This window comes from Trichormus sp. NMC-1 (genome assembly GCF_001858025.1).
Taxonomy (GTDB): Bacteria; Cyanobacteriota; Cyanobacteriia; order Cyanobacteriales; family Nostocaceae; genus Anabaena.
On the sequence record NZ_LZQD01000001.1, the window covers coordinates 351674 to 377651 of the forward strand.

Annotated in this window: 12 protein-coding genes; 6 read left to right on the forward strand and 6 right to left on the reverse strand. The window is 39.8% G+C overall.

From position 1 onward, the window contains the following. Positions 1-15 precede the first annotated feature (15 nt). The 6 genes from A9Y75_RS01540 to A9Y75_RS01565 form a co-directional block, all read right to left on the reverse strand. The gene (locus A9Y75_RS01540) at positions 16-6993 is read right to left on the reverse strand and encodes an SDR family NAD(P)-dependent oxidoreductase (RefSeq protein WP_071187591.1); all 6978 of its coding nucleotides are present in this window, start codon (positions 6991-6993) and stop codon (positions 16-18) included. Next, on the reverse strand, positions 6990-9899 hold the full coding sequence (locus A9Y75_RS01545) for a type I polyketide synthase (RefSeq protein ID WP_071187593.1): 2910 nt from the start codon (positions 9897-9899) through the stop codon (positions 6990-6992). The genes A9Y75_RS01540 and A9Y75_RS01545 overlap by 4 nt, the downstream gene beginning before the upstream one ends. A 3-nt stretch (positions 9900-9902) precedes the next feature. Beyond that, positions 9903-11231 (reverse strand): hypothetical protein, encoded by a 1329-nt coding sequence (locus A9Y75_RS01550; RefSeq protein ID WP_071187594.1) that lies wholly within the window; start codon positions 11229-11231, stop codon positions 9903-9905. A gap of 190 nt (positions 11232-11421) precedes the next feature. After that, positions 11422-11706, reverse strand: a complete 285-nt coding sequence (locus A9Y75_RS01555) for an acyl carrier protein (RefSeq protein WP_071187595.1) — start codon at positions 11704-11706, stop codon at positions 11422-11424. 140 nt (positions 11707-11846) lie between these two features. Further along, positions 11847-13454: an acyl-CoA dehydrogenase family protein gene (locus A9Y75_RS01560; RefSeq protein ID WP_071187597.1), complete on the reverse strand. Its 1608-nt coding sequence runs from the start codon at positions 13452-13454 to the stop codon at positions 11847-11849. Next, on the reverse strand, positions 13441-15348 hold the full coding sequence (locus A9Y75_RS01565) for a fatty acyl-AMP ligase (RefSeq protein ID WP_071187600.1): 1908 nt from the start codon (positions 15346-15348) through the stop codon (positions 13441-13443). Before A9Y75_RS01565 ends, A9Y75_RS01560 begins: the two co-directional genes overlap by 14 nt. A 1054-nt stretch (positions 15349-16402) precedes the next feature. On the opposite strand from A9Y75_RS01565, the gene A9Y75_RS01570 reads away from it, so the two are divergent. The 6 genes from A9Y75_RS01570 to A9Y75_RS01595 all read left to right on the forward strand — a co-directional run bounded on the left by A9Y75_RS01570 (position 16403) and on the right by A9Y75_RS01595 (position 25924). Then, on the forward strand, positions 16403-17545 hold the full coding sequence (locus A9Y75_RS01570) for a DUF3419 family protein (protein WP_071187602.1): 1143 nt from the start codon (positions 16403-16405) through the stop codon (positions 17543-17545). Positions 17546-17582: 37 nt separating this feature from the next. Beyond that, entirely contained in the window at positions 17583-18566 is a 984-nt protein-coding gene (locus A9Y75_RS01575; RefSeq protein ID WP_071187604.1) for a Rieske 2Fe-2S domain-containing protein, read from the forward strand. 196 nt (positions 18567-18762) lie between these two features. Further along, a complete protein-coding gene (locus tag A9Y75_RS01580) occupies positions 18763-19884 on the forward strand; it encodes an acyl-CoA dehydrogenase family protein (protein ID WP_071187606.1) in 1122 nt (373 codons plus the stop codon). A gap of 63 nt (positions 19885-19947) precedes the next feature. Continuing rightward, positions 19948-22038, forward strand: coding sequence for an AMP-binding protein (locus A9Y75_RS01585; RefSeq protein ID WP_071187608.1), 2091 nt, complete (start codon positions 19948-19950; stop codon positions 22036-22038). A gap of 130 nt (positions 22039-22168) precedes the next feature. Then, on the forward strand, positions 22169-23212 hold the full coding sequence (locus A9Y75_RS01590) for a 3-oxoacyl-[acyl-carrier-protein] synthase III C-terminal domain-containing protein (RefSeq protein ID WP_071187609.1): 1044 nt from the start codon (positions 22169-22171) through the stop codon (positions 23210-23212). A gap of 228 nt (positions 23213-23440) precedes the next feature. Beyond that, the gene (locus A9Y75_RS01595; RefSeq protein ID WP_236721299.1) at positions 23441-25924 is read left to right on the forward strand and encodes an aminotransferase class III-fold pyridoxal phosphate-dependent enzyme; all 2484 of its coding nucleotides are present in this window, start codon (positions 23441-23443) and stop codon (positions 25922-25924) included. The last annotated feature ends 54 nt before the right edge of the window (positions 25925-25978 follow it).

Here is a 25978-nt window from a genome sequence, read left to right on the forward strand (position 1 = left end):
CAATTCTAATCAGATCTAACCAGAGGTTGTATCGGGGATACAATCAAGGTATCGTGTCAGGATTTGAGCGATCGCAGACGCATGGGGATGTCGTAGTAAGGTAAGATGATTGCCGGGTACAGTATGTATATCGACACCACCTTTTACTAACTCACCCCAACCCCAAGTTTCATCTTGGTCAAGCTGGATATCACTTGTTTTCACAAGGATAGCTTTGCCATCATAAGATGGTGCTTTATACCGATATAAAGCGTCACCATTCGCTATGCCTATCTGCCATAGACGAAGTATGACACGAACTTGCTCACATCTTTTGATGATCTGGGGATTTTTGGTAGCAGAACGATGACCCAAAAATGACATCATCCCTTTGATTAAACCTTTTGTCTGATCAGCACTTTTGGATTGCTGCAAAGATGATGGTTCAGTTGCCCTGACCTGGGTAATGTAATCGTAGATCAACGGCCACATATCCGGCACACTTACTATTAAACCAGCTATTCTCCACAGATCCTCGGCTTTGTAGCCTGTTTTCAAATCAGGAGGAGAATCAAAGAGTACCAATAAATCCACATCCTGATTTGCTTGTTTGAGACGAACAGCCATTTCATAAACAATGTAGGCTCCTAGTGACCAACCAGCTAGTAAGTAGGGGCCTTGAGGTTGAACTGAACGGATGACTTCAATGTAATAAGCAGCCATGTCTTCAACTCGGTTCAAAGGCTGTTTCTCTCCCTGCAATCCTGGTGCTTGTATCCCATAGACAGGGTGATCAGAACCAAGCTGATAGACTACAGGGTAATAGGGAAAGACTATACCAGCCATCGGGTGAATCCAGAAAAAAGGCTGCTTGCTGCCACCTGGTTTGATGGGGACTAGGCAGGGATAAGAAGTGAGAGCCTCTTCAATATCCCTATTACCATTTGCCAGTTCTCCTGATGATTGATCCGGCTTTTCAATAATTTGGGCTAATTCTGCAATGGTGGAAGACTGGAACAGAACCCACAGTTGCAGATCACTCCCAAAAGTCTCCTGTATCTGAGATACAATTTGCGCTGCTAGTACTGAATGACCACCTAGTGTAAAGAAGTTATCATGGATACCTATTTTTTCCAGACCCAGTACTTGTTGAAAGATTTCAGCTAACTGACGTTCAACTTGATTGCGAGGTTCTGTTTGTTCAGAAACCTTCAATCCCGTGTAAGTATGAGTTAACTGTTTTATATCAACTTCCCCTGAATCTGTCAAAGGCATTTCATCCAGTTGGACAAAATGGCATTGAGTGGAAGTACCAAAGCGATCAGCTACGCCGTGCTGAAGGCGATCGCATACTTGCAATTGCTCAACGGATAATTCACGAGTCTTGGCTGTGAATAAAGCGGTTAATTGCTGTAAACTTTGACAATTTAAGGTAAATCGCTGAATATGTGATTTGCCAGCATCCAATCCGATGAAAAGATGGTTAGAGCGATGTGCTAACGCTACTAACAAGGAATCGATTCCTTGAGAGGGTGAAATAGCACAATATCCCTTGGCTTGACTCAGGTCTTTCATGGGATAGCCACGACTCATACCGGTTTCGTCCCACATACTCCAACTCAAGCAATAGCTCTGCCAGGAACTATGTTGTCTTTGATATGTACTAAAGGCTTCTTGGAAACTGTTAGCTGCTGCATAAGCACCTACACCTGTACCCCCAAAGAAACCATTGACTGAGGAAAAGTGGATGAAGAAACCAGGATTCTGATTTTGCAGCACGTGATGGAGTACCCAACTTCCCATTACCTTCTGTTGCAAGCCAGCGACTAAGCTTTCTTTCGTTTCAGAAGCGATTAGGTGTTCTGGCAAACCTCCCGCTAAATGAATTACTCCATCAATTTGAGTATCCCACTGGAATGATACCAAATCAAGGGTCTGTTTCATGTCATCCAGATTACAAATATCAACAGCTTGATAAAGAACTGAACCTGGAAGTTGTCTTAACTGTTGATAAGCTTGAATCTTGGCTGAGAGTTTATCTTCACCTTCTTGATAATTTTTCCAACTACTTTCATCGGGTAAAGGTGTCCGACCAATTAACAATAAACGAGCTTGGTAATGCTCTAATAAATACTTGGCAATTTTAACGCCAATGCCTCCCAATCCACCAGTGATTAAATAGACTCCACCCTTTTTAAAAGGAAGTTCTTGCTGTTCTTGTTCTGCAAAATCTGTCTTTTGCAGACGAGAAACTAACCGTTGTCCATTTCTGTAAGCAACTTCCGGCTCGGAAGTAAAAGCAGAAAATTCTGCCAGTAAATGAGTTCTATTAATTTCAACCGCAGCAATGGGCAGATCAATATGGCGACAGTCTAACCAAGGTATTTCCTGTGGGATAGTTTTCAGGAAGCCAAAAACCGTTGCTTTTTGATATGCAATTGGGTCAGTTGGTAAAATAAATTGACTGCAACTAGCTACAAACAATAACTGTATCCGCTCTTTTGTTTCATGCAACTTCTCTATTGCTTTCACTAAAAACAGTAAGCTATAGAGTCCTTTTTGTTGACTAATCTCAAGAGTTTGCAAGTTGGAGATGCCATCGTGATCGGTTTCATAATTCCAGAGGTGGAAAATATGACCAATGGCATAATTGTTAGTTGTTAATGATTTTATTAAACGGTGATAATCTTCTTCATTATTGGCAGGATTTACAACATAATGTTCACTGCTAATTTGAGCAAAACTATTTCCAGCTTCAACTTTGATACAAGAATAATTTTGAGCTTCCAGTCTTTGACAAACTGATTGTCCTAATCCTAAATCATCAAAAAAGACTATCACCGCTTGTCTGACAGTAGAAATAGGATTAATTCGCGCCTGTTTTTGACACCAGACTTTCTGATAAAACCAATCGGGAATAGTATTCTTGCCTAAAAGAATGTCGATGTCTTGAATTAACGAACTAAAATCACCAGACTCTAGTTTCTTTCTCAGTTGAGAACGCTGAATTTTACCACTTGTGGTTTTAGGAAATTCCTGACGTTCTACAGGAATCACATAATAAGGCGTAATTCCTAACTGAGTCGCAACTTCTCTTCTAATAGCTTGAATAATTTCTAAGTTTAGTTGAGACTCTGTTTTTTCTGGTGAAAAGAAAATTGCTAATCCTTCAGTTCCTGTTTGTTGATTAGAAAATGCACAAGCACCTGCATAGGTGGGAGCTACACCTGCAATGCTATTGACAATATCTTCGATTTCATAACAGTAATAATTAGCTCCATTAATGATGATGACTTCCTTCTCTCGTCCGGTCAAAACTAAATGACCATTCAGAATAAAACCCAAGTCTCCTGAATTAAACCAACCATCTCCAACAAAAGCTTCTGCATTCGCTTGAGGATTATTTAAATAACCTGGGGTAACTACTTTTCCCTTAATCTGAAAACGCCCGATTACACCTTCTGGCAAAAGGGAATTTTTATCATCAGTGATGCGAATTTGCACTCCCGGAACTGGACGACCAAGGTCAGTAAACTCAATCACATCAACATGAGAATCTGTTGTTAGCTCTAACTGAGCGCCAACAGAAGATTTTTTAATCCGATAAATATCAGTTTGCTCGTTAAACTGATTTTGATAAGTCATACAAGTACAGACTTCAGCCATACCAAAAGCTGGTTGCATAACTTGAGAAGAAATACCAAAAGGTGCAACGGAATTCAAAAATTCTCGTACAACTCTAGGAGTTACTTGTTCTCCTGCATTCATCAAGAATTTAACTGACGAAAGATCCCAAGTTTTTTCAGCAATTTTTGCCAGTGCTTCACTAATTAACTTAAATCCAAAGTTTGGTGACCAACTGTGAGAAACTCGATATTCCTCCATCAAATCTAACCATTTTAAGGGGTTAGCTAAGATAACTGCTGTTTCTACTTCGATTTGTTGACAACCCAAATATGTATCTTTGAAGTGGCACGTTAATATCGGTACAACATGGTCAACGGGCAACCAATTCAGGCTAATATCTTCAGTTTGATATCCATTAAATTGTTTAGCTGCATGGATATGAGCGATGATACCTTGATGAGTTTCTTGAATACATTTAGGAACTCCTGTGCTACCAGAAGTTAGCTGTAAGAAAGCTACTTCATCAGGACGACTAAGATAAAATTCTGAAGTGGCTGTGTGATTTCTTAACTCTCCTACAGAGCAAACTTTTAATTCCGATAGCGGTAGTAGCGATCGCAAATTCTCTAGTGCTTCAACGAGAAATTCACTCGCTAAAATACATGGGTGTTCGAGTAATTCCCATATATTGTATAGTTTATTAATAACTGCATTTTTTTCTGTGTAAGTGGGAGCTACAGCTACAGTAACAGGCTGAATTCCTCCCAGAATGCACGCCCATAAGGTGGGAAAATAATCTCGCAACGATGCAATTTGCAAGATAACTCGCTGTCCTGGTTGCAAGCCTTGATTTCGCAAACCATTGAGAATGCATTTAGCTTCGTCTAATAGGCTAGTGTATGTCTGAAATTCCTTTTCGCCTTTTGCAGAGATGTAAGTAATGCCTTGATTTTTGGATCGAGTTGCTGTTTGAATTAATGCTTCTGTTAAAGTTTTGGGAACATCTTCTGGAATATTCAGCGGACCACCATCACTAATCGCGGGTGTTGTAAATTGTGGTGTTTCTGTAGGGACAAGACCAACAACAGAGGCGGTTTCAGCAATCGGTAAGGAAATTGCTGTGTTATTTATTCCTGGTGGTAGTAGTTTTGCTAAGTGGAGTGATGGGGGTGAAGATGTGTGACGTGAACTCGCAATTACTACTGCTTGATCGATTTCGGAATGGCTGTTTAATTGTTGCTGCCATTTTTCTAGAAGTTTAGTATCAATCACTTCTAAAGATGTCAAAACCTGCTCATCAATTTGCCCTGTTGCTGTCAACGGCAAATTAGATATTTGTACATAGGCAACCGGCAACATATAATCAGGCAATTTAGCCTGCAAGTGAGTATTGAGAGACTCCTTTGCTAAGGATTTTGAGCTAACGACGTAAGCAACAAGTTTCCCCTCCCGCGCCAGAACATAGCAATCTTCTATACCAGAGATTGATAGTAACTCTTGCTCTACTGTCTGGAAATTGAGCCGCTGTCCCCCAATCCAGGCTTGTCTTTGTATTAATCCCAGCACCTCTAAAGATCCATCTCGGCGCAGGCGACCCCATGTCCTAGTTCTGAGCAAACTTCCTAACAAAGGATGTTCCAGAACCTCAGTAATAGTTTGATCTTGCTGTTGTAAGTGATTTCTATTTAAATGTGCATCACCAACATAACCAATATAAATTTCTCCTTCTACACCAAAAGGAAGCAATTCTCCATGATTATCTAATACATAAATTGGTGAATTATCTATCCATTCAGGATAAATCAATCTATTATTTTGAGACTTGATCACAGGGTCTTGACAGACCATTAATATCTGCTGTTTTTCTACTTCATTGAGAAGAGGCAGTTGACTAACTTTTTGCTGTGGATTGGATATAATTCCTGCTAATATATTTTGGAAATGACTTGCCATCTGGGCAATAGTCTGTTCATCAAATAAATCAGTGTTATACCTGAAAAACCCGACTAGATCAGAACTTCCTTCTGCCATCATCAAGTCTAGATCAAACTGTCCCTCCATTTGAGAGATTTCGTAAGGTTTTAATTTAAATCCTTCTCGATCTACTTCACCACCTAATAATAGTTGTTGGCTATAGGGAAACTGCCGTAAGTTTTGCAAAACAAAGTTGAATAAAGCCTGAAATATAGGGGAACGGCTGGGATCGCGTTTTGATTGTAATCGTTCTACTAGCAAAGCAAAAGGAAAATCTTGATGCGCCAATGCTTCTGATACACAGCAGCGAATTTGAGACAGAAACTCCTGAAAGCTGAGACTTTCTGAGAAATTCACCCGCATCACAACTGGATCGACAAAGTAGCCAACTAGTGGCATAAATTCAGATTTAGTTCTACCTGAAGAGGGAACACCGACTAAAATATCTTCCTGTCCCGTGTAACGATATAGGAGAATCTTAAATGCAGCCAGCAGCACCATAGATTGAGTCGCACCTTCCTTTTGAGCCAGCTGTTTAATTTGTTCTGTCAGCTTTGGAGATAGTGTGAATCTATGAGAAGCGCCGTTATAAGTTTGTATAGATGGTCTTGGTCTGTCTGTTGGTAAATTGAGTACAGGTAAGTCCCCTGCCAGTTTTTTTTGCCAGTAGTCCCAAAGTTTTTCTCCTTGATCACTTGTCAACAATTCTCTTTGCCAACGCACGTAATCTATGTAGGAGTTCTTCAGAGGAGTTAGATGTGGCTCAACCCCTGACTCTAGGGCAGGATAGGTGATGATCATTTCTTCCATCAGCAATGGAAGACACCACGCATCAATGGAAATATGATGTACTGTTAGTAACAAAATATGTTCTTGTTCAGAACGAGTAAATAAACTCACCCGCATTACTGACCCATTTTCAAGGTCAAAGGGTTGCTGGGATTCTTGAAAAACCTGCTGATGAAGTTCCTGCTCACTCCAAGTAGAAGCATTTATCTGCTGAAAGTCTGTTAACTCGGTTTGATGGATCTTTTGAACTGGCTTGTTACCTTGTTTGGGAAAACTGCTACGCAACTGCGGATGACGTTCAATTAGAGTCTGGAAAGTCTTTTGCAAAGTCGCAACATTGACATAGGAACAGATACGACAGGTAAATGCCACATTGTAGAATCCATTCTCTGGTGCTAATTGCCACAGAAACCACATGGCTTGTTGACCATAGGAGAGGGGATAAACATTGAGAATATCTGGAGTATCTTGGAGTACCTGTAAAATTTCAGTTTTGTGCTGTTGTAGTTGAGCAATGACATCAGAAGTTAAGACAGACTGGGAACCACCAATACGCAATTTTTCGCCGTTAAGTCCTAATTTAACCCCTTTGAAAGAAAGGTCTTGTAAAAATTCTACTATCATATTTCTATCTCAATCCAATCACTATCTTTGACGTTTGTTAGCTGAAATTGATCATTACTTTCTGGCTCCACAGTTTGAGTAACATTTATCGGAGCTAGTTGATGGTTGAGCTTAGTTGATATAGTTACAATAGTAGCTCCTTCCATAAAGGTGGCGATAGGGATATCTAATTTAAAATCGGCTTGAATTTTATTTCGCAACTCCATAACCATTAAAGAATCCATACCCATCTCAAAAAAACCTTGCTCTGGATTTGGTAGATGAGAGCCTTTGAATCCTAAAATTCTTCCGATTTGCTCCTGAAGATAAGTTATTAATAGAGTTATGCGATAGCTTGACTCTGCCGTTTCTAGCTGTTGTAAGATTTTGGTATTTTGGGTGGAAATTGATAGTTTTGCAGCTTGTTGTTCTATTTCGAGCTTTTTTGGCAGAGATTGCTTTTGAGGCTGGATAGTACCTGTGTCAATCCAATATCGCTCTCTTTGAAATGGATATGTTGGTAGTGCAACTTTTGTCCGCTGATAATCACGGTCAAATCCTGACCAATCTACTTTGACTCCGGCTACAAACAACTGCCCTAAACTAGAGAGCATGACTTGCCATTCGTCAAAGCCAGGACACAAAGAAGGTAGCCACAAACCACCGCTATCGGGTAAACATTGATGCCCCATGCCCAATAAGGTCGGCTTAGAACCAATCTCTATAAACACTTTATACCCAAGCTGATGTAATGTCTGCATACTTTGATCAAACTGCACCGCACCAGATACATGATGCACCCAGTATTGCGCTGTTGCAATTTCCTCATTAGCCAGATTACCAGTAACGTTGGATATTAATGGCATTTGCGGCTGATTGTAGGCAATTTGATTAGCAAGGGCTGAAAAATCCTCTGTAGTCATCAGTGAAACCATCTCGCTACCAGATGGTAACTGCTGCATTAATCGTCCTCGATGGGCAATGAGTTTGAGTGCATCTTCTAAGCTGAAAACCCCGGCGACAGTTGCAGCAACATATTCGCCGATATTATGCCCCATGACTGCATTTGGTTGAATACCCCAAGATTTCCAAAGTTGATACAAGGCATATTCAAAGGCAAATAACGCTGGCTGGGTATAGGCAGTTTGATCTAATAATGATGATGCAATTTGTTCTTCGGCTTGGTCAGGATATAGTATCTCTAACAGCGAATGTTCCAGATAGGGGCGTAATATCTCATTGCACTGCTCAAGAGTTTGGCGGAAGATCGGCTGAGTGTCGTAGAGTTGCCTTCCCATGTTGATGTACTGGCAGCCTTCTCCAGTAAATAGGTAGGCAATTTTCGACGGCTTTTTACTTGCTTGATTGCTGAACAATCCAGTAGTATGGTTTCCTGTTTCAAAAGCAGCTAGTTGTGCGATTAATTGCTCTTTTGAGTTAATTACAACTGCTAGACGGTGCTGAAAATGCGATCGCCCTGTATTCGCTGTAAAACAAATATCTGCTAGTTCTAGCTTTGGATCAGCCTCAAGGTGACTTTGATAGCGACTGACCAATGCTTGTAAAGCTGGTTCAGTTTTTGCCGATAAAGTTAATAAATCAAAAGCACGCTCCCGCAAATTTGGACTTTTGACTTGAGGGGGCGCTTCTTCTAAAATCACATGAGCATTCGTACCACCAAACCCAAAGGCGCTAACTCCAGCCAATCTGGGTTGTCCTTGATCTGGCCATTCCTGTAGTTCTGTAGGAATTTGAATAGGAGTGTTTTTAATTTTTATGTAAGGATTTAACTCTTTAAGATGCAGATGAGGCGGAATCTCACCATGTTGTAGCGACAAAACTACTTTTATCAACCCTGCAATCCCGCCAGCAGCTTCCAAATGACCGATATTCGTCTTGACTGAACCAATCCAACAAGGTTGATTTACTTCCCTACCTTCCATCAGCACCGTTTTGAGAGAATTCACCTCAATGGTGTCTCCCAAAGGTGTTCCCGTACCTTGAGTCTCGACATAACTGATCTTTGATGGTTCAACTCCAGCCTTGGCTAAGGCTTGGCGGATAACTGCTTGTTGAGAAGGTCCATTGGGGGCTGTCAGTCCATTACTAAGTCCATTTTGGTTAACGGCTGAACCTCTAATAATCGCCTGAATATTGTCTCCATCCCTCAGTGCATCAGCAAGACGTTTGAGGACTACAACTCCACATCCCTCTCCTCGGACGTAACCATCCGCAGCCGCATCAAAGGTTTTGCATCGACCGTCTGCTGCCATCATTTGGGCATGGGAGAGGGAGATTGTTGCTTCGGATGACAAAATTATGTTAACTCCCCCAGCCAAACACAAATTAGACTCTCCACTCAACAAACTTTGGCAAGCATAATGAATGGCTACCAGTGATGAAGCACAAGCAGTATCTATGACTAAACTTGGACCTCGTAGATTTAGTAGATAGGACAAGCGATTAGCAATAATGCCCAAACTGGTGCCAACTGCATTATAAGCGTTAATTTGAGCATTTTCTTTAGCTAAAATTACACCGTAGTCATAGTTAGTAGCACCTAAAAAAACTCCTGTTTGACTACCACTAAGTTCTGTTGATGCTACTATTCCTGCATTTTCCAAACTTTCCCAAGCAACTTCTAAAAGCAACCTTTGCTGAGGATCTAGACGTTCTGCTTCTTTGGGAGAAATTTGGAAAAAAAGAGGATCAAAGTAGTCTACTTTTTCTAAAAAGCCACCCCATAAGCTTTTTGATTTGCCAGTGGTAGGGACTACGGAATGCTCATGCAACGAGTCCCAATCAAATGGTCGTGATGATAGCTCTTTAATCGCATCTACTTTATTAGATAGAAGTTCCCAAAAAGATGATGGATTATCAGCACCAGGAAAACGACAACCAACTCCTATAATTGCTATTTTTTCCATTTTTTAAAGTGCTATAGAAAACTGATTAAAGGCTTTGATATTATTTTTGATCGCTTTCTTAATTGAACCTCCTGAAGCCATCACACGCATTTCCCGATTTACAGGCCACAAGTAGTCTAGTTGCTCTGCAAACTTACGTAATTCTGATAACAGTTTATTACGTACCTTCAGATTGACATGAAATCCTTCATGCTCATGACATAGGCATTTTTCAATCCACTGCATTGCTTCCTGAGAAGACATATCAAATACAGGACTTTGCAAGAGTTTCATGAGAAAAATTATTGCATCACCATCACTCAAAAAGCGACTGGTTGATATTCCAGAGATATCATTCAAGTTTTCTTGCTGTGCCTGTAATATAGCTAAATTTGCAATTAATTTTTCATAGGTCGATGGCTTAGGTAAACTCTTATAAAAGTCTCTAGCCATAAACAGCGAAGTTGTTGTATGAAAAGACTCATCTAAAAAATGATAATGAGATATAGTTGTGGGACTCGCTATGAATTCATTATTTTTCTGCAATTTTTTGTAGTAATTATGTATACCAAATTCGTGATTTTTTAGAAGTAGATTAGCCATGTAGCGCACAGCATAAAAATTCGACGCTAAGAATGGATGACTTCCCCAGTTATCAGAAAAAAACTGTCTTCTTGATTGAGTGGATTTTCCAGAAAACCCATGGACAAAGCCACTGGTAGGAAATGACCCATGCTTATTGGCATCTTTTCCATCTTTGCTATTTTCAGAATGAGATTGCTCTTTGCCTTTGACCATCATTTTAGCGATCAAGTTGGCAGCAGAGGATAGATAATTTGAAAATTGAAAACTTTTTTGCTTATGCAAAGAAGCCTGATCTGAAACAGGATTAATGAGAGCGTTTTTACCTAGCAAAGATTTCGTAGTTTTATAATTTACTTGGTAGAAAGCATGAATGTGGTGGCGTTCTTGGGAAGTTTCATGAGCTAATAATTCTACAAGCATTTTATAATCACTATTTGCAGCCATCAGGCAATCTGCTGTGATTGTATTGTAATGAATTGTCTCGATTTCACTATCAGCAACTCTTTTGTAAAACGCAACCCAATGCAGATGATTGAGTGCTAATTTTTGAGATTGAGAAGCTTGTTCATAGAGTGGTGTGCCATAAAGAATTGAATGTTCTGGCTCACTCCAGTAAGCATTGCTGTTACTACTATAGTTAAAGTTTTTATCTAATTCTTCTATTTTTTCAGTGTAGTCGGTGTCAAGGTTATTTCCATAGTTCTTTTCCAAGAGAGGAATAACTTTATTAACTTGATATGTGGGTGAAGTTTGACTGCTAGTAATCATGATTTATTTCTGCTTTATGTTGTAATTGATTATGGTTATTAGATATTTGTCAAGTATCTTTTTAACGTCAAATTTCTCAAATCTAACCCCAATTCTAGGGAAGGGGGAATAATGTCACAATCAAAGCCTTTTTTCTTGTCAGAGAAAAGTTATTAAGTTTTTGACTTCTCAAACATCCTCTTGCAATTTTTTAGCTTTCCTCAGCCACATATTCTGCTAACTTGGCGATTGTTGGGTAATCATACATGACTGTTGGTTCTATCTCTTTTCCTAGCCAGGTTCCTAAATCTCCCGTTAAAATCACTGCGGCTGAGGAATCTAAACCAAACCGCGCAAAAGTAGTTTCTACATCTACTTCATCAGGTTCAATTTCTAGCAAATCCGACATATAGGAAACTAGCCAGGTGCTAATTTTTAGTGCTGTAAATTGCTCGCTCTGTTCACTTGATTTGTTGTCTTCAAATAGTTTAGTCATTTTAACAACCTCAATTTGGGGAATATATTACTGCTTTCAAGTCCGTATTTTCTGCTTTTTAAGCTTTTTACTTTAAGTCATCATAAACTGATTTTGATGATCTAACTACATTAGTTTCAACATCCTTATTTTATATGGCGTTAGGCATTGTTACAAAGATATTCGTCAAGTTTATTTTCTTCTCCTGCCAGACTCTGCTCAACATTACCAATCATTTCTGTATACTGATTAATCATATTTTCTACCTGATTAGTATCCAGTACAATCTCTCCGCATAGATTGTCATTCATAGCCTTAGCTATTTTTGCCTGAAAATTTTGTTGACCCCACTGTTCTATAAGTTTTAATTCATTTGATGGCTGACTTTGATAAGACTTTTGTATGCAAGCAACCACAAATCCCCATGCAGCCACATCACCCAACTTTTGAGATAGTATTTTACTCAGTTTCTTATTACTACTCCGAGATAGGTTTTGCTTTTTCAGATAAGAGGCACAATATTCAGATGTGTGTTGTATTTTATCGCTGATTGCTGTTGCTCCTAGAAACTCCTTCAGAGATGAACAAAGTTGAGAGGTGTGGTATAAAGCTAACAAGCCTAAGTGCATTTGTAAAGTTTCAGTAGGCCCTTCAAAGATCCGAAATAAACGAGCATTTCTGAAAATTTGGGGTGCAATATTAGATTCAATATAACCCCGTCCACCTAACAACTGAACAAGATTATCTGCTGCTTGCCACATTAATTCGGGTGCAATAATCTTTGTGACAAGATAAGCTTCTGGAGGAACAGACTTTCCTTCATCTAGCGGTGTAGTGATATTGTTCACCAAGCACTCAACCGCGCCAATTGATGCGGTTAAATCACTAAGACGTTGCAAAGTAATTTGTTGATCTATTAGCCGTTCCATACCAATTGAACGACGAGTTGCATAACGAAGCATAAGTTGAGCGCAACGCTTCATTCCCCCAATACACATAACAGCAATTCCCAATCGCCCTAGTTGCATTGCGTCCTGAGCCACCTCAAAACCAGCACCAATTTCACCTAAGACATTTTCACGATTGGCTTTTACCTGCTCAAGGTGAACGGTATTCTGAACCATACCTCGCATTCCCATAGTGAGAGCTTCAGTACCTTGCCTCAATCCTGGAGCATTTTCTGGTATGGTAAAGGCTGTCACTCCCAGAGATTCGCCTTGTTCATCGATAACGTGAGCAAAAGTATTGATCATGGTTGACCAAGATGCAGAACCGCTCCAAATCTTGGTTCCGCTGAGTAACCACCCGCCATTACCATCTGCATGAGCTTCAGCTTTGATTGCTCTAGGATTAGATCCTGCACATGGCTCTGTAATGGCAAAGGCTGCTAAATCTCTGCCTTCAGCTAAATTCTTTAAATAGGTTTCTTTGATCTCAGGTGTAGCATACTTAAGAATTGGATAGACTCCTAGAGCATTGTTGACACCGACAAATGAAGCTAAATTGAGATCAATAGCTGCAAGTTGTTCCACGATTTGAAACATATCACGGTAGGTTAAGCCAAGACCCCCGGATGATTGAGGGACGAGCATTCCTAACAAGCCCTTTTTGCCAAAGTCTAGAACGATATGAGGAGTTATACACCGTCGCTCGTCCATGAGCTTAGAATTAATTCGTCTTTGGCCATAGTCTCGTAACCAATAGATAATTTCTTCTGCACGTTGACGACTTGAACTTTCCAAGGACTGACTGTGACTATTGAAGTGCATTAGCTTTCGCACCCTCCTTGATATTCGCTCTTTTCAAATCAGGATTAACTTCCTGCACTTTTGTTAAGAGGGAGTTAACATCATCTGTTAACTGTTGCAATTTATCTTGATTATGAGGGCTTTTACTAGAGTTCTCCACCACATTCAAAGTGCCATCTAGAAATCCACGCCGACACGCATGGCGCTGAATCTTGCCACTTGATGTCTTAGGAATACTCCCCGGCTTAATCAAAACTGTTGCATACACTTGTAACCCGTGGTTATCTATGACTGCCTCAGTAATGTTGCCGACGACTTCTTTAATATCCAACCGCCTCAAAGAGGTTCGTTCTACCTCTTGCACAACAACTAATCGTTGTTGCCCTTTTTGCTCTACTGTAAAGGCTGCCCCACAATTCAATCGCAGTGCTGGATGACTGTTTTGAACCGTTAACTCAATATCCTGGGGATAATGATTTTGTCCGCGAACAATAATCACATCCTTAAGTCTTCCTGTAACAAACAACTCTTCGTCTTGCAAAAAGCCTAAGTCTCCTGTCCGGAGAAACGGTCCTTCACCTGTATCTGACAGATAAGCTTGAAAGGTTTCAGTTGTTTGCTCTGGTCGTCTCCAATAGCCAGCAGCCACAGAAGAACCCGACACCCAAATCTCTCCTACCTTACTGGGGGGACACAGAGTTAAGGATTCAGGATCGACAATAGCGATTTTCTCATCTAAGCAGGTGCGACCACAGCCAACAATTGTTGTAGTCCCTTCGTCAGATTCAGTAGCCACTATTCGATTTTCCTCAAGGGCTTTTGCTTCTACCTGGTAAAGAAGGGGGGGAGATGTTTTTAAACCTCCTGAAACAAATAAAGTTGTTTCAGCCATGCCGTAGCAAGGATACAATGCTTCTTTACGAAAACCACACTCGGCAAAATAGTTAGCAAAGCGCTCTAATGTTTCAGACCGAACTGGTTCGGCTCCGTTGAAAGCAACTTCCCAACTGCTTAAGTCAAGACTAGAACGTTCTTCTGGAGTAATCTTGCGAACGCAAAGGTCATAGGCAAAATTTGGACCTCCACTAGTAGTCGCTTTGTATCGAGAAATAGCTTGCAACCAACGCAAAGGCTTTTGCAGAAAAGCTACTGGTGACATGAGAATGGAAGGTAAACCCAAATATAGGGGCTGCAAGACATTGCCAATCAATCCCATATCGTGGAATAAGGGCAACCAACCGACGACTATTGTTTGATCTGTATGTCCGAAGCCGATCTTGATCGCTCTTTCGTTGGACAGCAAATTTCCATGAGTGATCATCACTCCCTTCGGCGTTCCCGTAGAGCCAGAAGTATATTGCAGAAAGGCTACAGTATCGCTCTCTAGTTTTGGTTCTTGCCAATCTGAACTGATATTGCTGTCGATGTCATCAGTGCTTAACCAGTGCATAGTTGGCAATTCTGGATTTTGGTCCCATTGACTTACCAAGTTTACTAACAAGGATGAAGTAGTCAATACAACAGTTGCTTGAGCATCTGTGACCATTGCCTGCAATCTCAACAAGTTCATATTCTGACGGGGTGGATATGCAGGAACTGCTACAACACCGGCATATAAACATCCCAAGAAGGCACTAATGAACTCTAGACCTGGTGGATACAAGAGCAACGCACGTTTGCCAGATGCTCCTAGAGATTGAATATGGGATGCGAACTGACAAGTCAGCGCTTGCGCTATTGCCCGTGCTTTTTGGTCTAGTTCTCCATAAGTTAGGCTGACTTCTTCAGTTTCTCCATCTCGCAGAAAAGTATAGGCTTTTTGCTCAGACTGATTTTGCGCTCTGTAGCTTAGTAGTTGTACTAATGTTGAAAATCTTTCTAGAGAGTTTGGTAAATCGTTCAAACGAACATTCATAAGCCAGTATTTTACAGGTTAGGAAGTAACGCGATCAAAATCAATCTGTTTTCAGTATTCGATCTTTATCCTCATAAACTTTGCTTTTTTTAGATTCTTTGATACCTGCTTTTTGTTGGCATCTTGACATCCAAACTAAACTTACTTTTTCTAAGGTACGAATGTACTAAGCACTTACATTAATTTGCCATTACTTCAAACATTGGCAAATAAACTGCTTTCGTCAAACTGGGAATCAAAAAAACAATTCCCTCATTTTCACGCTTCAAATATGCTCAAGGTCTTAACATTTCATTAATGTTTCAAAATATTTCAAACATTAATAAATCGCCAAAAACTTTGTTAAATAAAGGGTTGAGAGTTTGCGTTGCCGAAAGTGACGAAAGATGGATCAGAATCTGTTGGTCATATCGATAATTATACGTCCAACCTGCGTGATGATATCATAACCCCTCTAGAAAACCAAGTTAAGTTTTTTTTATCCTCTTTTATACTAAGGAGAATGAGGAACTCCATAGAAATTAGCTTAGTTGTGATATCATGTCCCCTAGAATTGGGAAAATAAAGAACTCCGTAGAAATTAGCTTAGTTGTGATATCATGTCCCCTAGAAGTTACGGAACATAAAACTGCCTAAGGCAAAAAAGTCTTATGGGAACTGAGTTATAACACTACTCGTGGGATTAAGAGACTTCCAGATCCAATGGGAAAGCCATTTATCAGGATGAAGTGGAACACGTGGTTTTGTGTAATAAAACCGTAAAGTACGCGAGATGTGAATAGCCAAAAGTTTACTGTACAGTATTACTACTGAACAGCTAATTCATACGGAACCGATCATGATTCGTTTGGAAGCGGTGGTTGGAAAAATGCCAATAATGGTAACTTGCTAACTACCTAACCTACACCCTTACTACAAACACGGTTTTGGATGGTATGGATGAAGCTGTAATGCTCCCCCTCGACCTTCCCAACTCTAGGAAGTCGAAACATGACACATACAAACAAATGATCCAAATATTGCCGTAATCAAGCTAACCAAATAAGAAGGTTTTATGCAAAAATCTAATCAAGAGAAGTGGATCTTATACAGTACCTGTGATGAAGATTCATACTCGGAGTTACGAGCTTTAGATATTACATCAAATGACAGAGTGCTTGCTGTCACGGGCAGCGGATGCCGAACTCTTAGCCTTCTTGCTTGCAATCCCAAGTCATTAATATCTGTAGATTTCTCACCTGGTCAAAATTATTTGCTCGAATTGAAACTGGCAGCCATTCGGGCTTTATCATATGACAAGCTACTTCAGTTTTTTGGTGTAGAAGATTGCTCTAATCGGTGGGAGATATTTTCCTCATTTGAAGATAAAATATCTCCTCAAGCATTTGCTTATTTTAGTGCCAATCGGTGGGCAATTGAAGCAGGAGTTCTTGTTTCAGGTCGTCATGAATTATTTTATGTTAGATTCGTTGCGCCATTAATGCGTCTACTTTATGGTAGACAATTTGAGCAGATTGCTCGTGCTTCGACCTTAGAAGAGCAGCGTGACATTTTCAATAACCATATCTCTGGTTTTTTCTGGAATTCTCTGATTCGTCTGGGCTTTTCACCCTTGTCAATCCAAATCATCCTCAACGATCCCAAATATTTAGTGGAAATGAATGTGAATGTTGGGGATTACTTAATAGAACGATTGCATCACACTTTCAATAATCATTTAGTGCGGGATAATAACTGGACTAGTTTCATGTTCTATGGTAAATATGTGGAATATCAGGGAAAACGTTGTCTTCCTCACTTTTTACTTGAGGAAAATTACCATGCTATACGTCAAGCAACAACCAAATTCGAGATTGTCACAACCAATCTGATCGAATATATGAAGAAAATGCCAGAGAAATCAATCGATAAGTATTCATTGTCAGATGTCACAAGTTGTATTGATGGAGAGACTTTTACCAGTTTAATAAACGAAGTAGTTAGAACAGGTGCAAACCAAGGAAAATTATGTTATCGCAATTTTCTGAATAAGCAATTAATTCCATCTGATTTAGAAGATGTTCTCCAGCGTGATCAGGAGTTAAGCGACTCTCTCTATCACGATGATCTAGCGTTTGCTTATAGTTTTGAGATAGCGCAAATTAACAAAACAAAAAAACCAGTTGCAGAAATTAGCACAGTAGCTGGTATTAGTTAGTAGAGATAACTGAGGTAATATTTAGAGAGTCACGATTATGTGCTTGAATCAAAATTTCAGAATTCACCCAATTCCTAATAGCTGGTATCGTGTTTGTTTTAGTAAAGACCTGCGTCCAGGGGAAGTTAAGCCACTGCGTTACTTCAACAAGGATATCGTTCTCTTCCGCACAGAAAGTGGTGAAGCCTGCGTCTTTGATGCTCACTGTCGCCATTTGGGAGCGCATTTAGGTCACGGAGGAGAGGTAAGAGGTGAAGGTATCCAATGTCCATACCACGGTTGGATTTGGGATAAAGAAGGATACTGCAATCATGTTCCTTATCCTCACACTGGCAGTAATCCAACTGCCAAAATTGGCAAATGGCCAGTAGCTGAACTTAATGGTATAGTTTACGCCTACTACCACGTTGAAGGAAAACCTCCTACTTGGGAAATGCCAGAATTTCCAGAATTTTCTGGAGGAGAGTGGGTATCTGCCGTTCAAATGTATAAACGCAACGTTTCCTGCTCCATACAAGAAATTGCTGAAAATAATTCAGATACTGCACATTTCAGCCATTTACATGGGGCAAGGTTTGGTAAAGTCCTCAGCGAATCTCTGGAACTAGATGGATTGATACGTACTCATATTGCCTCTTATGAAGTTCAGATACCCCTTATATCTAGATTGCTTGGTATCAACGAATTCCATACTACATATCAACAGTATGGATTGGGTTGCAATCGCAATCTTGTTTCTCTCAAAGCCAATGGCAAAACAGTTCTAGAATGGCGACTTGTTTGTATGCATACGCCCATTGACAAAGAAAATGCAGAGGCGCTATGCGTAACAAAACTGAAGAAATTTATTAACGTTCCCATTACTCGTTTCATAGTGGAACTACTAACCAAAAAAGCTTGCGAAGAAGTTGATAAAGATGCAATGGTGTGGGATCACAAAATTTTTCTGGAGAATCCACCTCTGTACAAAGAAGAACACAGCATTAATCAGTTCCGAGAATGGGTTGAACAATTTTACTAAATTTCAGATGCGACAGGAAACGATATCATTCAACGATATCACTACCGACTCACTCTTTCAGGTAAAGAAAATCTAAAAATGCATTTTGTACACGAAGAACGTGTTAGTCCTGTTACTAAATCCAGATGCAACGGGAAACGATATCACTAAACGATATCACTACCGACTCACCCTTTCAGGTAAGGAAAATCTAAAAATGCATTTTTTACAGAAAGAACGTGCTACTCTCGAAAAATTTCTACCAACCCTTGACAACCGACTTCAAGAAAAATCCTTTCTGGATTTGGAAGATAAGGGAAGTCCCGCTCTGCAAATTTTTCGTGAACTGGGTGGACCAGGATTGTTGATTCCACGGGAATATGGAGGGTCTGGTGTTACACCTTTGGAACTCGCTCACATTCAGCGAGCAGTTGCTAGTCGTTCACCTTCTTTGGCCCTTGCGGCAAATATGCATCATTGTACAGTCATAGCTTTCCTGGACAGTCTTGCTGATGAATCCGTTGGGGAGTTTGTTCGGGCTATTGCTGAGAATAATCTCTATTTAGCTTCTGGCTTTTCGGAAGGAAACAGAAGTGCAAGTATCTTAGCACCAACCCTCACATCACAGCGAGTTGATGGTGGTTTACTTGTTAATGGTAGCAAAAAGCCTTGTAGTTTATCCGCATCAATGGATTTTCTAACGGCAAGTGTAATCGTTCCCAGTAGATCAGGAGATGGACAGGAGTTAGCATTAGCTATCATTGCAGCTGATTCACCAGGTATTGAGCGTAAACCTTTTTGGAATACTTGGGTTCTTCGTGGAGCAGAAAGCGAGGAAGTAATTTTAAAAGATGTATTTGTCCCAGAGGAATTTATCTTTTATTTAGGTAAGCCAGAGGACTTAGGAAGCATCATGGCTAGGGCGTTTGTTTGGTTTGAGTTATTTGTATCAGCTTCCTATCTAGGTGCAGCCAGCGCCCTCGTCGAGCGGGTAATTGCCGAACGTAGAGGTACGCCTACTGAGCGTGCATTAGTGGCAATTGAAGTCGAAGGAGCAATGGCTTCACTTGAAGCTGTCGCCCATGCAATTATGCTTGGTTGGTCAAGTGACAGTGAAATTGCACAAGCCTTATTTGTGCGTTATTCAGTGCAACGTTCTATAGAAAGAGTTGTGGAAACATCAGCAGAATTATTGGGCGGACTGGCGTTTATTAGTTCTGGAGAAGTTGCCTATTTGTTAGCAGCGTCCAGAGCGCTTGCGTTCCATCCACCTTCACGTCTGAGTATGGCATCTTATTTAGATGACTATTTAGCAGGTGGACTTTTAGTGATGCCTTAATTTCACAAGACGCGAACTCCACGTCCAGTTGAACATAACGACCACTAACTCTAAATAATTCCCATGAATCAGGTCATTACAACAATTACAAATAGCAATTTTATAAGCAACAACAGCTACTCTAATTTGGTTGATCTTTTACGCTATAGAGCTTTAAATCAACCAAATCAAACTGCTTTCAAGTATTTAGAAGATGAAGAAGGACTAGAATCAACTTTAACTTATCAGCAACTAGATGCTAAAGCTAGAAGTATTGCTGTATATTTGCAGAATCTATCAACTCCAGGAGAAAGAGTTTTATTACTCTACCCACCTGGAATGGATTATATAGCAGCCTTTTTTGGTTGTCTTTACGCAGAATTAATTGCTATTCCTCTCTATTCGCCGAGAAATAACCGCAAGATGTCTCGGATTCAGTCAATTATGGAGGATTCTCAAGCACAAATTGCTTTGACAAATAATCAATCTCTCAATAATTTACAAACATTATTGAATCATACTCCTGATTTGAAAAAGCTACAATGGTTAGCAACTGACAAAATTGATGAAAATTTAGCTGATCAATGGGAGTCAAAATCAGTCAGCAGTGTTTCTATTGCTTATCTTCAATACACATCTGGTTCTACTTCAACACCTAAAGGTGTAATGATTAGTCATGAGAATGCTTTAGAGAACTCAGCAGAAATAGCCATTTCATGGAAAACAGGGACTGATAGTATTCTCGTATCATGGTTACCTCACTTTCATGATTTTGGACAAATATACGGGGTGATTCAACCGATTTACAATGGATTCCCATGTATATTTATGTCACCTGCCTCATTTACTCAAAAGCCAATTCGATGGCTAAAAGCAATCTCTGACTATAAAGCTACTCACAGTGGCGCACCAAATTTTGCTTATGATTTATGTACTGACAAAATCAGCCCAGAACAACGCGAAAATCTAGACCTGAGTAGTTGGCAGGTAACTGTAAATGGTGCAGAACCAGTAAGACAGCAAACATTGGAAAAATTCTATCAAGCTTTTGCACCGTATGGTTTTCGTTGGAGTACTTTCTACCCAGGTTACGGACTAGCAGAGGCAACACTGAAAGTGTCATCTGCTAGAAAGAAGAACTCGCCAACAATTTTAACTGTTCAAGCAGATTCACTATCCAAAAATTTAATTGTGGAGGCATCAGAAGACGAGCCGTTTGCAAAGACATTAGTTGGATGTGGTAGTACTGTATTAAACTCAAAAGTTGTCATTGTAGATACTAAATCTCTGACTCAATCTCCATCTGATCAAGTTGGTGAAATTTGGGTATCAGGTCCTAGTATTGCTCAGGGGTATTGGGGACGACTTGAAGAAACTCAGCGGACATTTGGGGCTTATTTAACTGATAATGGTGAGGGTCCCTTCTTGCGAACAGGTGATTTGGGCTTTCTCAAAGATGATGAGTTATTTATCACAGGTCGAATTAAGGATTTGATCGTCATCCGAGGTAGCAATCACTATCCTCAGGATATCGAGCTAACAGCAGAACAAAGTCACCCCAGTCTACGTTCGGGATATAGCGCAGTATTTAGCATTGATGAGAATGAGCAAGAAAGACTGGTTGTTGTTTGTGAAATCGAGCGTACTCACCTGCGTAAGTTGGATGCTGATGAAGTAATTCGAGCCATACGCAAAGCAGTATCTAAAGAACATGAATTAGAGGTATACGCTGTATTACTGCTAAAAACAGGTAGCATTCCTAAAACCTCGAGTGGCAAAATTCAACGTCAGGCTTGTCGCACTCAATTTTTAAATAACCAATTAGATGTAGTGCAAGAGTGGAAAGATAAGTCAAAAGAACAAGTAATTAATGAAGGTAAATCTCCCATGCAAAATAACTTATCCAGTATCATTAAATTAGGTATTCAAGATTGGCTAATTTCGTGGATTGCCAAAGAGAAAAAGTTAGATATAAAAGAAATGGACCCCAATCAATCTCTTACTTACTACGCGCTTAGTTCTTTGGATAGTATGAATTTACATGGAGATTTAGAAACTTGGCTTGGCTATTCAATTGTTCCTGATTGGTTGTGGGATTCTCCATCGATTGATGCATTAGCCAAGCAAATTTCTCAATCTCAAAATGCTTTTTCAGTCGCTAAAGTAGCATCATAGCGTGCTTCTATAAATCCTTGCATTCTGAGCAATTCTTTACGCTCCTCTTAATTTAAGGAAGTTATTAAGAAAAACTATAACTTCCGATCAACAACCAAAAACAATTGTTGTCTTCTTTCTATAAAATAACATGAAAATTGAAGCAATCAAGGCTGCTTTGCCGACAAAGAAATTGACAAATGATGATATTTTGGCATTAGTTGAGGAATATAGCACACCAATCTTTACAGGAGATTTAAAGACAGCTTTAAGTAAAATCAACTATTTCCTTCGCTATTCAGGTTCAGATATCCGTTACTGGTTAGACAAAGACGAAAAGCCAATTGATTTAGTGACTCGTGCTTTTCAAGAAGCAATTACGGAGGCAAACTGCGATAAAGATGATATAGATTTACTGGTTTATACTGGTATTGGTCGAGGATTTATAGAACCAGCAGCAGGCTACCACGTTGCAGCTAGTCTTGGTTTGCAAAACGCAGAGTGTTTTGATATCCTCGATGCTTGCATGAGTTGGACTCGTACCCTGAACATAGTTCACACACTACTTCAAAGCGGTCGTTATAAACGAGCTTTAATAGTTAATGCCGAGTGTAATATGCACTTTGGTGGACCAGTTTTTCCTACTGTTTTCCAACTGCCCAATATTGAAGCTATGGAATGGTCTTTTCCAGCTTATACTTTGGGAGAAGCAGCGACAGCAACAATTGTTTCCTACGATCCAGATCGAGAATGGGAATTTCACTTTAAATCTCGTCCAGATCTGGCAGATCTATGCAATGTCCCCTTAGATGGATACGAAGGTTATTGCACACCTTCTAAGCGGATTGGTTTAAATGGCGTTAACAAATTTACCTCTTTTGGAGTTGAGTTGCACGCCAACTCATATGAAGAGTCCATTAAGATATTTAAACTCTTAAAAGCTCCTACTGACGAAATTCGGGCAATTTTCCCCCATGCATCGTCAAAAAGAGAGTGGGATAAAGTTGCTGAAGCATTAGGTGTCAAGCATCTCATGTGGCATATTTATCCAAATTATGGAAATCTAGTCTCTGCTTCTATACCCACAGGTATCGCTTCAGCTATCGAGGCAGGAAAGATTCAGCGAGGAGATCGGATTGCGGGTTTGCTTGGTAGTGCAGGTATGTCTTTTGCTGCCTATTCGTTCATCTATTAATTAAGAGCTAATAAGAGGGGTATCCCATTTCTCTACCTCCTCATATTTTCTTTAAAATAGCAAATGATTAATTAATAAGAGGTTTAAGAATTAATGTTGTTTCAATTTTTAAAGCTTATTAGCGTAACTTTCATTTACCTCTGTGGATATTTTATTACTACTGTAGGTAGTAATAAAGAAGAGCGAAGCTTAAAACAAGGGCAATGGATTTACCGCTATTTCCTTCAAATGGGACCGGTCTACATCAAAATCGGACAAATTTTAGCGACACGTTCTGATTTGATTCCAGAAAATTGGGTACAAACATTGCGAGAACTGCAAGATAATGTACCTTATATGAATGAAGCCGATACCAGGAAAATTATCAGCAAAGATTTGCCTCTGGCATTTGAAAATGTTTTTAGTGAATTTTCCTTTCAGCCACTAGCTAGTGGTTCCATTGCTCAAGTCCATAGCGCCACTTTAGTCAGTGGGCAAAAAGTCGCTGTAAAAGTTGTTAAGAAAAATGTTCTTAATCAACTTAAACAAAATCTGGATATTATTCAGTTCTTTGTTGCCATTCTTGATTTTGTAGTTCCATCTGTACGAGAACTAGGTTTACCAAAGCGTCTGCAAGAATTAAGAAATTTGCTGATTATTCAAGCAGACATGAAGCAGGAAGCTCAAAAGCAGGAAGAAGTATATACCAACTTCAAAAATCATCCTTATGTCAAGGTTCCTGCGATTATTAAAGACCTTTCTACTTCTAACTTATTGTTCATGGAGTTCATGGAGGGAATTCCCGGAAAAGATGTTCACAAGGTTGAATTAAAACGCAATCTTCTCGCTCAACGTTTCCAGGATACTATTTATACTATGCTTTATATGCATGGTTTATGTCATGGAGACCCTCATCCTGGAAATATATTTTTTACAAAAGATGGCTCAATTATTCTCCTAGACTATGGCATTACTGTGCAACTTAGCGAAGATGAAAAATGGGGTTTATCGTCCTTTTACTATGCTTGTACTCGCAAAGAATGGGGTGTAGCTGTAGAGCGTTTTACTCAGCACTTTGTCACAGATAAAGACTACATTTTTCAAAATTTGAGTCAGTACGAGCAAGAAATTCAAAGCGTTTTACAATATCACTTTGATATCAGTACAACACAATGGTCAACAGTTAGTTATTTCCAAGATGTTAGCAAGATATTGCGTAAATATCGCGCACGGTACACAACTAATTTTACAAAAGTTGAGTTGGTATTTTTATCTTGCGAGGGTTTTGCAACGCAAATCGATCCCAATATTGATATCTGGGAGAATGCAAGTAAGTTTACAGACCGTTACTCTCCCTATATGAGTTCAGAAGTCAAAGAAACGTTTGATGTTTATTTTCAACAAACGGCTCCTTCTTCTTTAGCAATGCGCGATCGCGCCAATAATTCTTTAGTCGCACCTACTCACATTAACCGATATTTTTTCCCTAGCACTTATCCAGTATTTGTCAAAAAGGCTAATAAAAGCAAAATCGAAGACTTTGATGGTAATGTTTTCGTAGACATATCATGCGGTTACGGTCCTCATCTCTTAGGCTACGCCCATCCTGCCGTTAACCAAGCAATTTCTGAATCTCTTGCTAACGGATTTGTCAACGCAATTGGAAGTGAAGCGGAATTAAAACTAGCCGAAATGCTGGTTGAGGCTTTACCTGGTGCTGAAAAAGCAATCCTTTCCAACTCAGGAACAGAATCAATTTTACAAGCATTCCGTCTGTGTCGTGCTTACCGAAAGAAAGATCGAGTAGCGAAGTTTGAAGGACACTATCACGGATTTTCTGATCAAGGAATGGTCAGTTCTTGGTTTCGCTTTACAGGTGAAAAGTTTGATCCTCAGCCTATTGCTGGAACTCAAGGAACTGAAAGTGCTACAGTCAAAAATACTCTGGTTTTGCAATATGGTTACATTGAAGGTTTAGAGCGATTGCGATCAGAAGCATCTGAGTTAGCCTGTGTTATTTGCGAACCAATGCCTTCATTACTAGCTAATTACGACGTTGAATTTCTCACAAAACTGAGAGAAATATGTACAGAGTTAGATATTCCCTTAATTTTTGATGAAGTTGTTTCTGGATTTCGAGTAGCTTATGGTGGTGTCCAAAACTTGGCAGGAATTACCCCTGATTTGACTTGCTTGGGTAAAGTAATTGGCGGAGGACTTCCTTGCGGTGCAGTTGTTGGGAAACAGAAACTGATTGATATTGGTAAAAGTTCCCAAGATCCTTTTTCTGACTATGAAAAGAAAGCCTTTGTCGGTGGGACAATGAGTGGAAACTCACTGACTTGTGTTGCAGGAACAGCTGCATTAACTTATCTCAAAGAACATCCAGAAATATATGTACAACTGGACAATAACACTAATTGGCTGGCAGAAAAACTACTAGAAATTGGTCACTCTCACGGTGTACCCATCAAAGTCAAAGCCAATCGTTCCATCTTTTCTTTGACATTTAGTCACAGACCTGCTAAATACTTCCGAGAAAAGCAAGCTGGTAGTAATTTTAAAGTCAATTTGGCTTTAGCATACTATATGCGTAAACACGGCATTTATATGCCAGAACTCCACACCTTAATGTTGAGCGCAGCCCACACTCAAGAAGACCTAGAACTTATTTGTACTGCCTTCGATTTAAGTATGCAGGAAATGATCAAGGATGGTTTCTTTACACTTTAGTTAGTGAATCAGAAATAAAGTCTAATGGAGAGATAAGCAGTTTACTCTCCTTTC

Coding starts and splice junctions, on each gene's coding strand:
- A9Y75_RS01585 (WP_071187608.1), top strand. CDS start 19,948: ATGAATCAGGTCATTACAACAATTACAAATAGCAATTTTATAAGCAAC.
- A9Y75_RS01555 (WP_071187595.1), bottom strand. CDS start 11,706: ATGACTAAACTATTTGAAGACAACAAATCAAGTGAACAGAGCGAGCAA.
- A9Y75_RS01580 (WP_071187606.1), top strand. CDS start 18,763: ATGCATTTTTTACAGAAAGAACGTGCTACTCTCGAAAAATTTCTACCA.
- A9Y75_RS01590 (WP_071187609.1), top strand. CDS start 22,169: ATGAAAATTGAAGCAATCAAGGCTGCTTTGCCGACAAAGAAATTGACA.
- A9Y75_RS01545 (WP_071187593.1), bottom strand. CDS start 9,899: ATGGAAAAAATAGCAATTATAGGAGTTGGTTGTCGTTTTCCTGGTGCT.
- A9Y75_RS01575 (WP_071187604.1), top strand. CDS start 17,583: ATGTGCTTGAATCAAAATTTCAGAATTCACCCAATTCCTAATAGCTGG.
- A9Y75_RS01540 (WP_071187591.1), bottom strand. CDS start 6,993: ATGATAGTAGAATTTTTACAAGACCTTTCTTTCAAAGGGGTTAAATTA.
- A9Y75_RS01565 (WP_071187600.1), bottom strand. CDS start 15,348: ATGAATGTTCGTTTGAACGATTTACCAAACTCTCTAGAAAGATTTTCA.
- A9Y75_RS01570 (WP_071187602.1), top strand. CDS start 16,403: ATGCAAAAATCTAATCAAGAGAAGTGGATCTTATACAGTACCTGTGAT.
- A9Y75_RS01560 (WP_071187597.1), bottom strand. CDS start 13,454: ATGCACTTCAATAGTCACAGTCAGTCCTTGGAAAGTTCAAGTCGTCAA.
- A9Y75_RS01550 (WP_071187594.1), bottom strand. CDS start 11,231: ATGATTACTAGCAGTCAAACTTCACCCACATATCAAGTTAATAAAGTT.
- A9Y75_RS01595 (WP_236721299.1), top strand. CDS start 23,441: ATGGGACCGGTCTACATCAAAATCGGACAAATTTTAGCGACACGTTCT.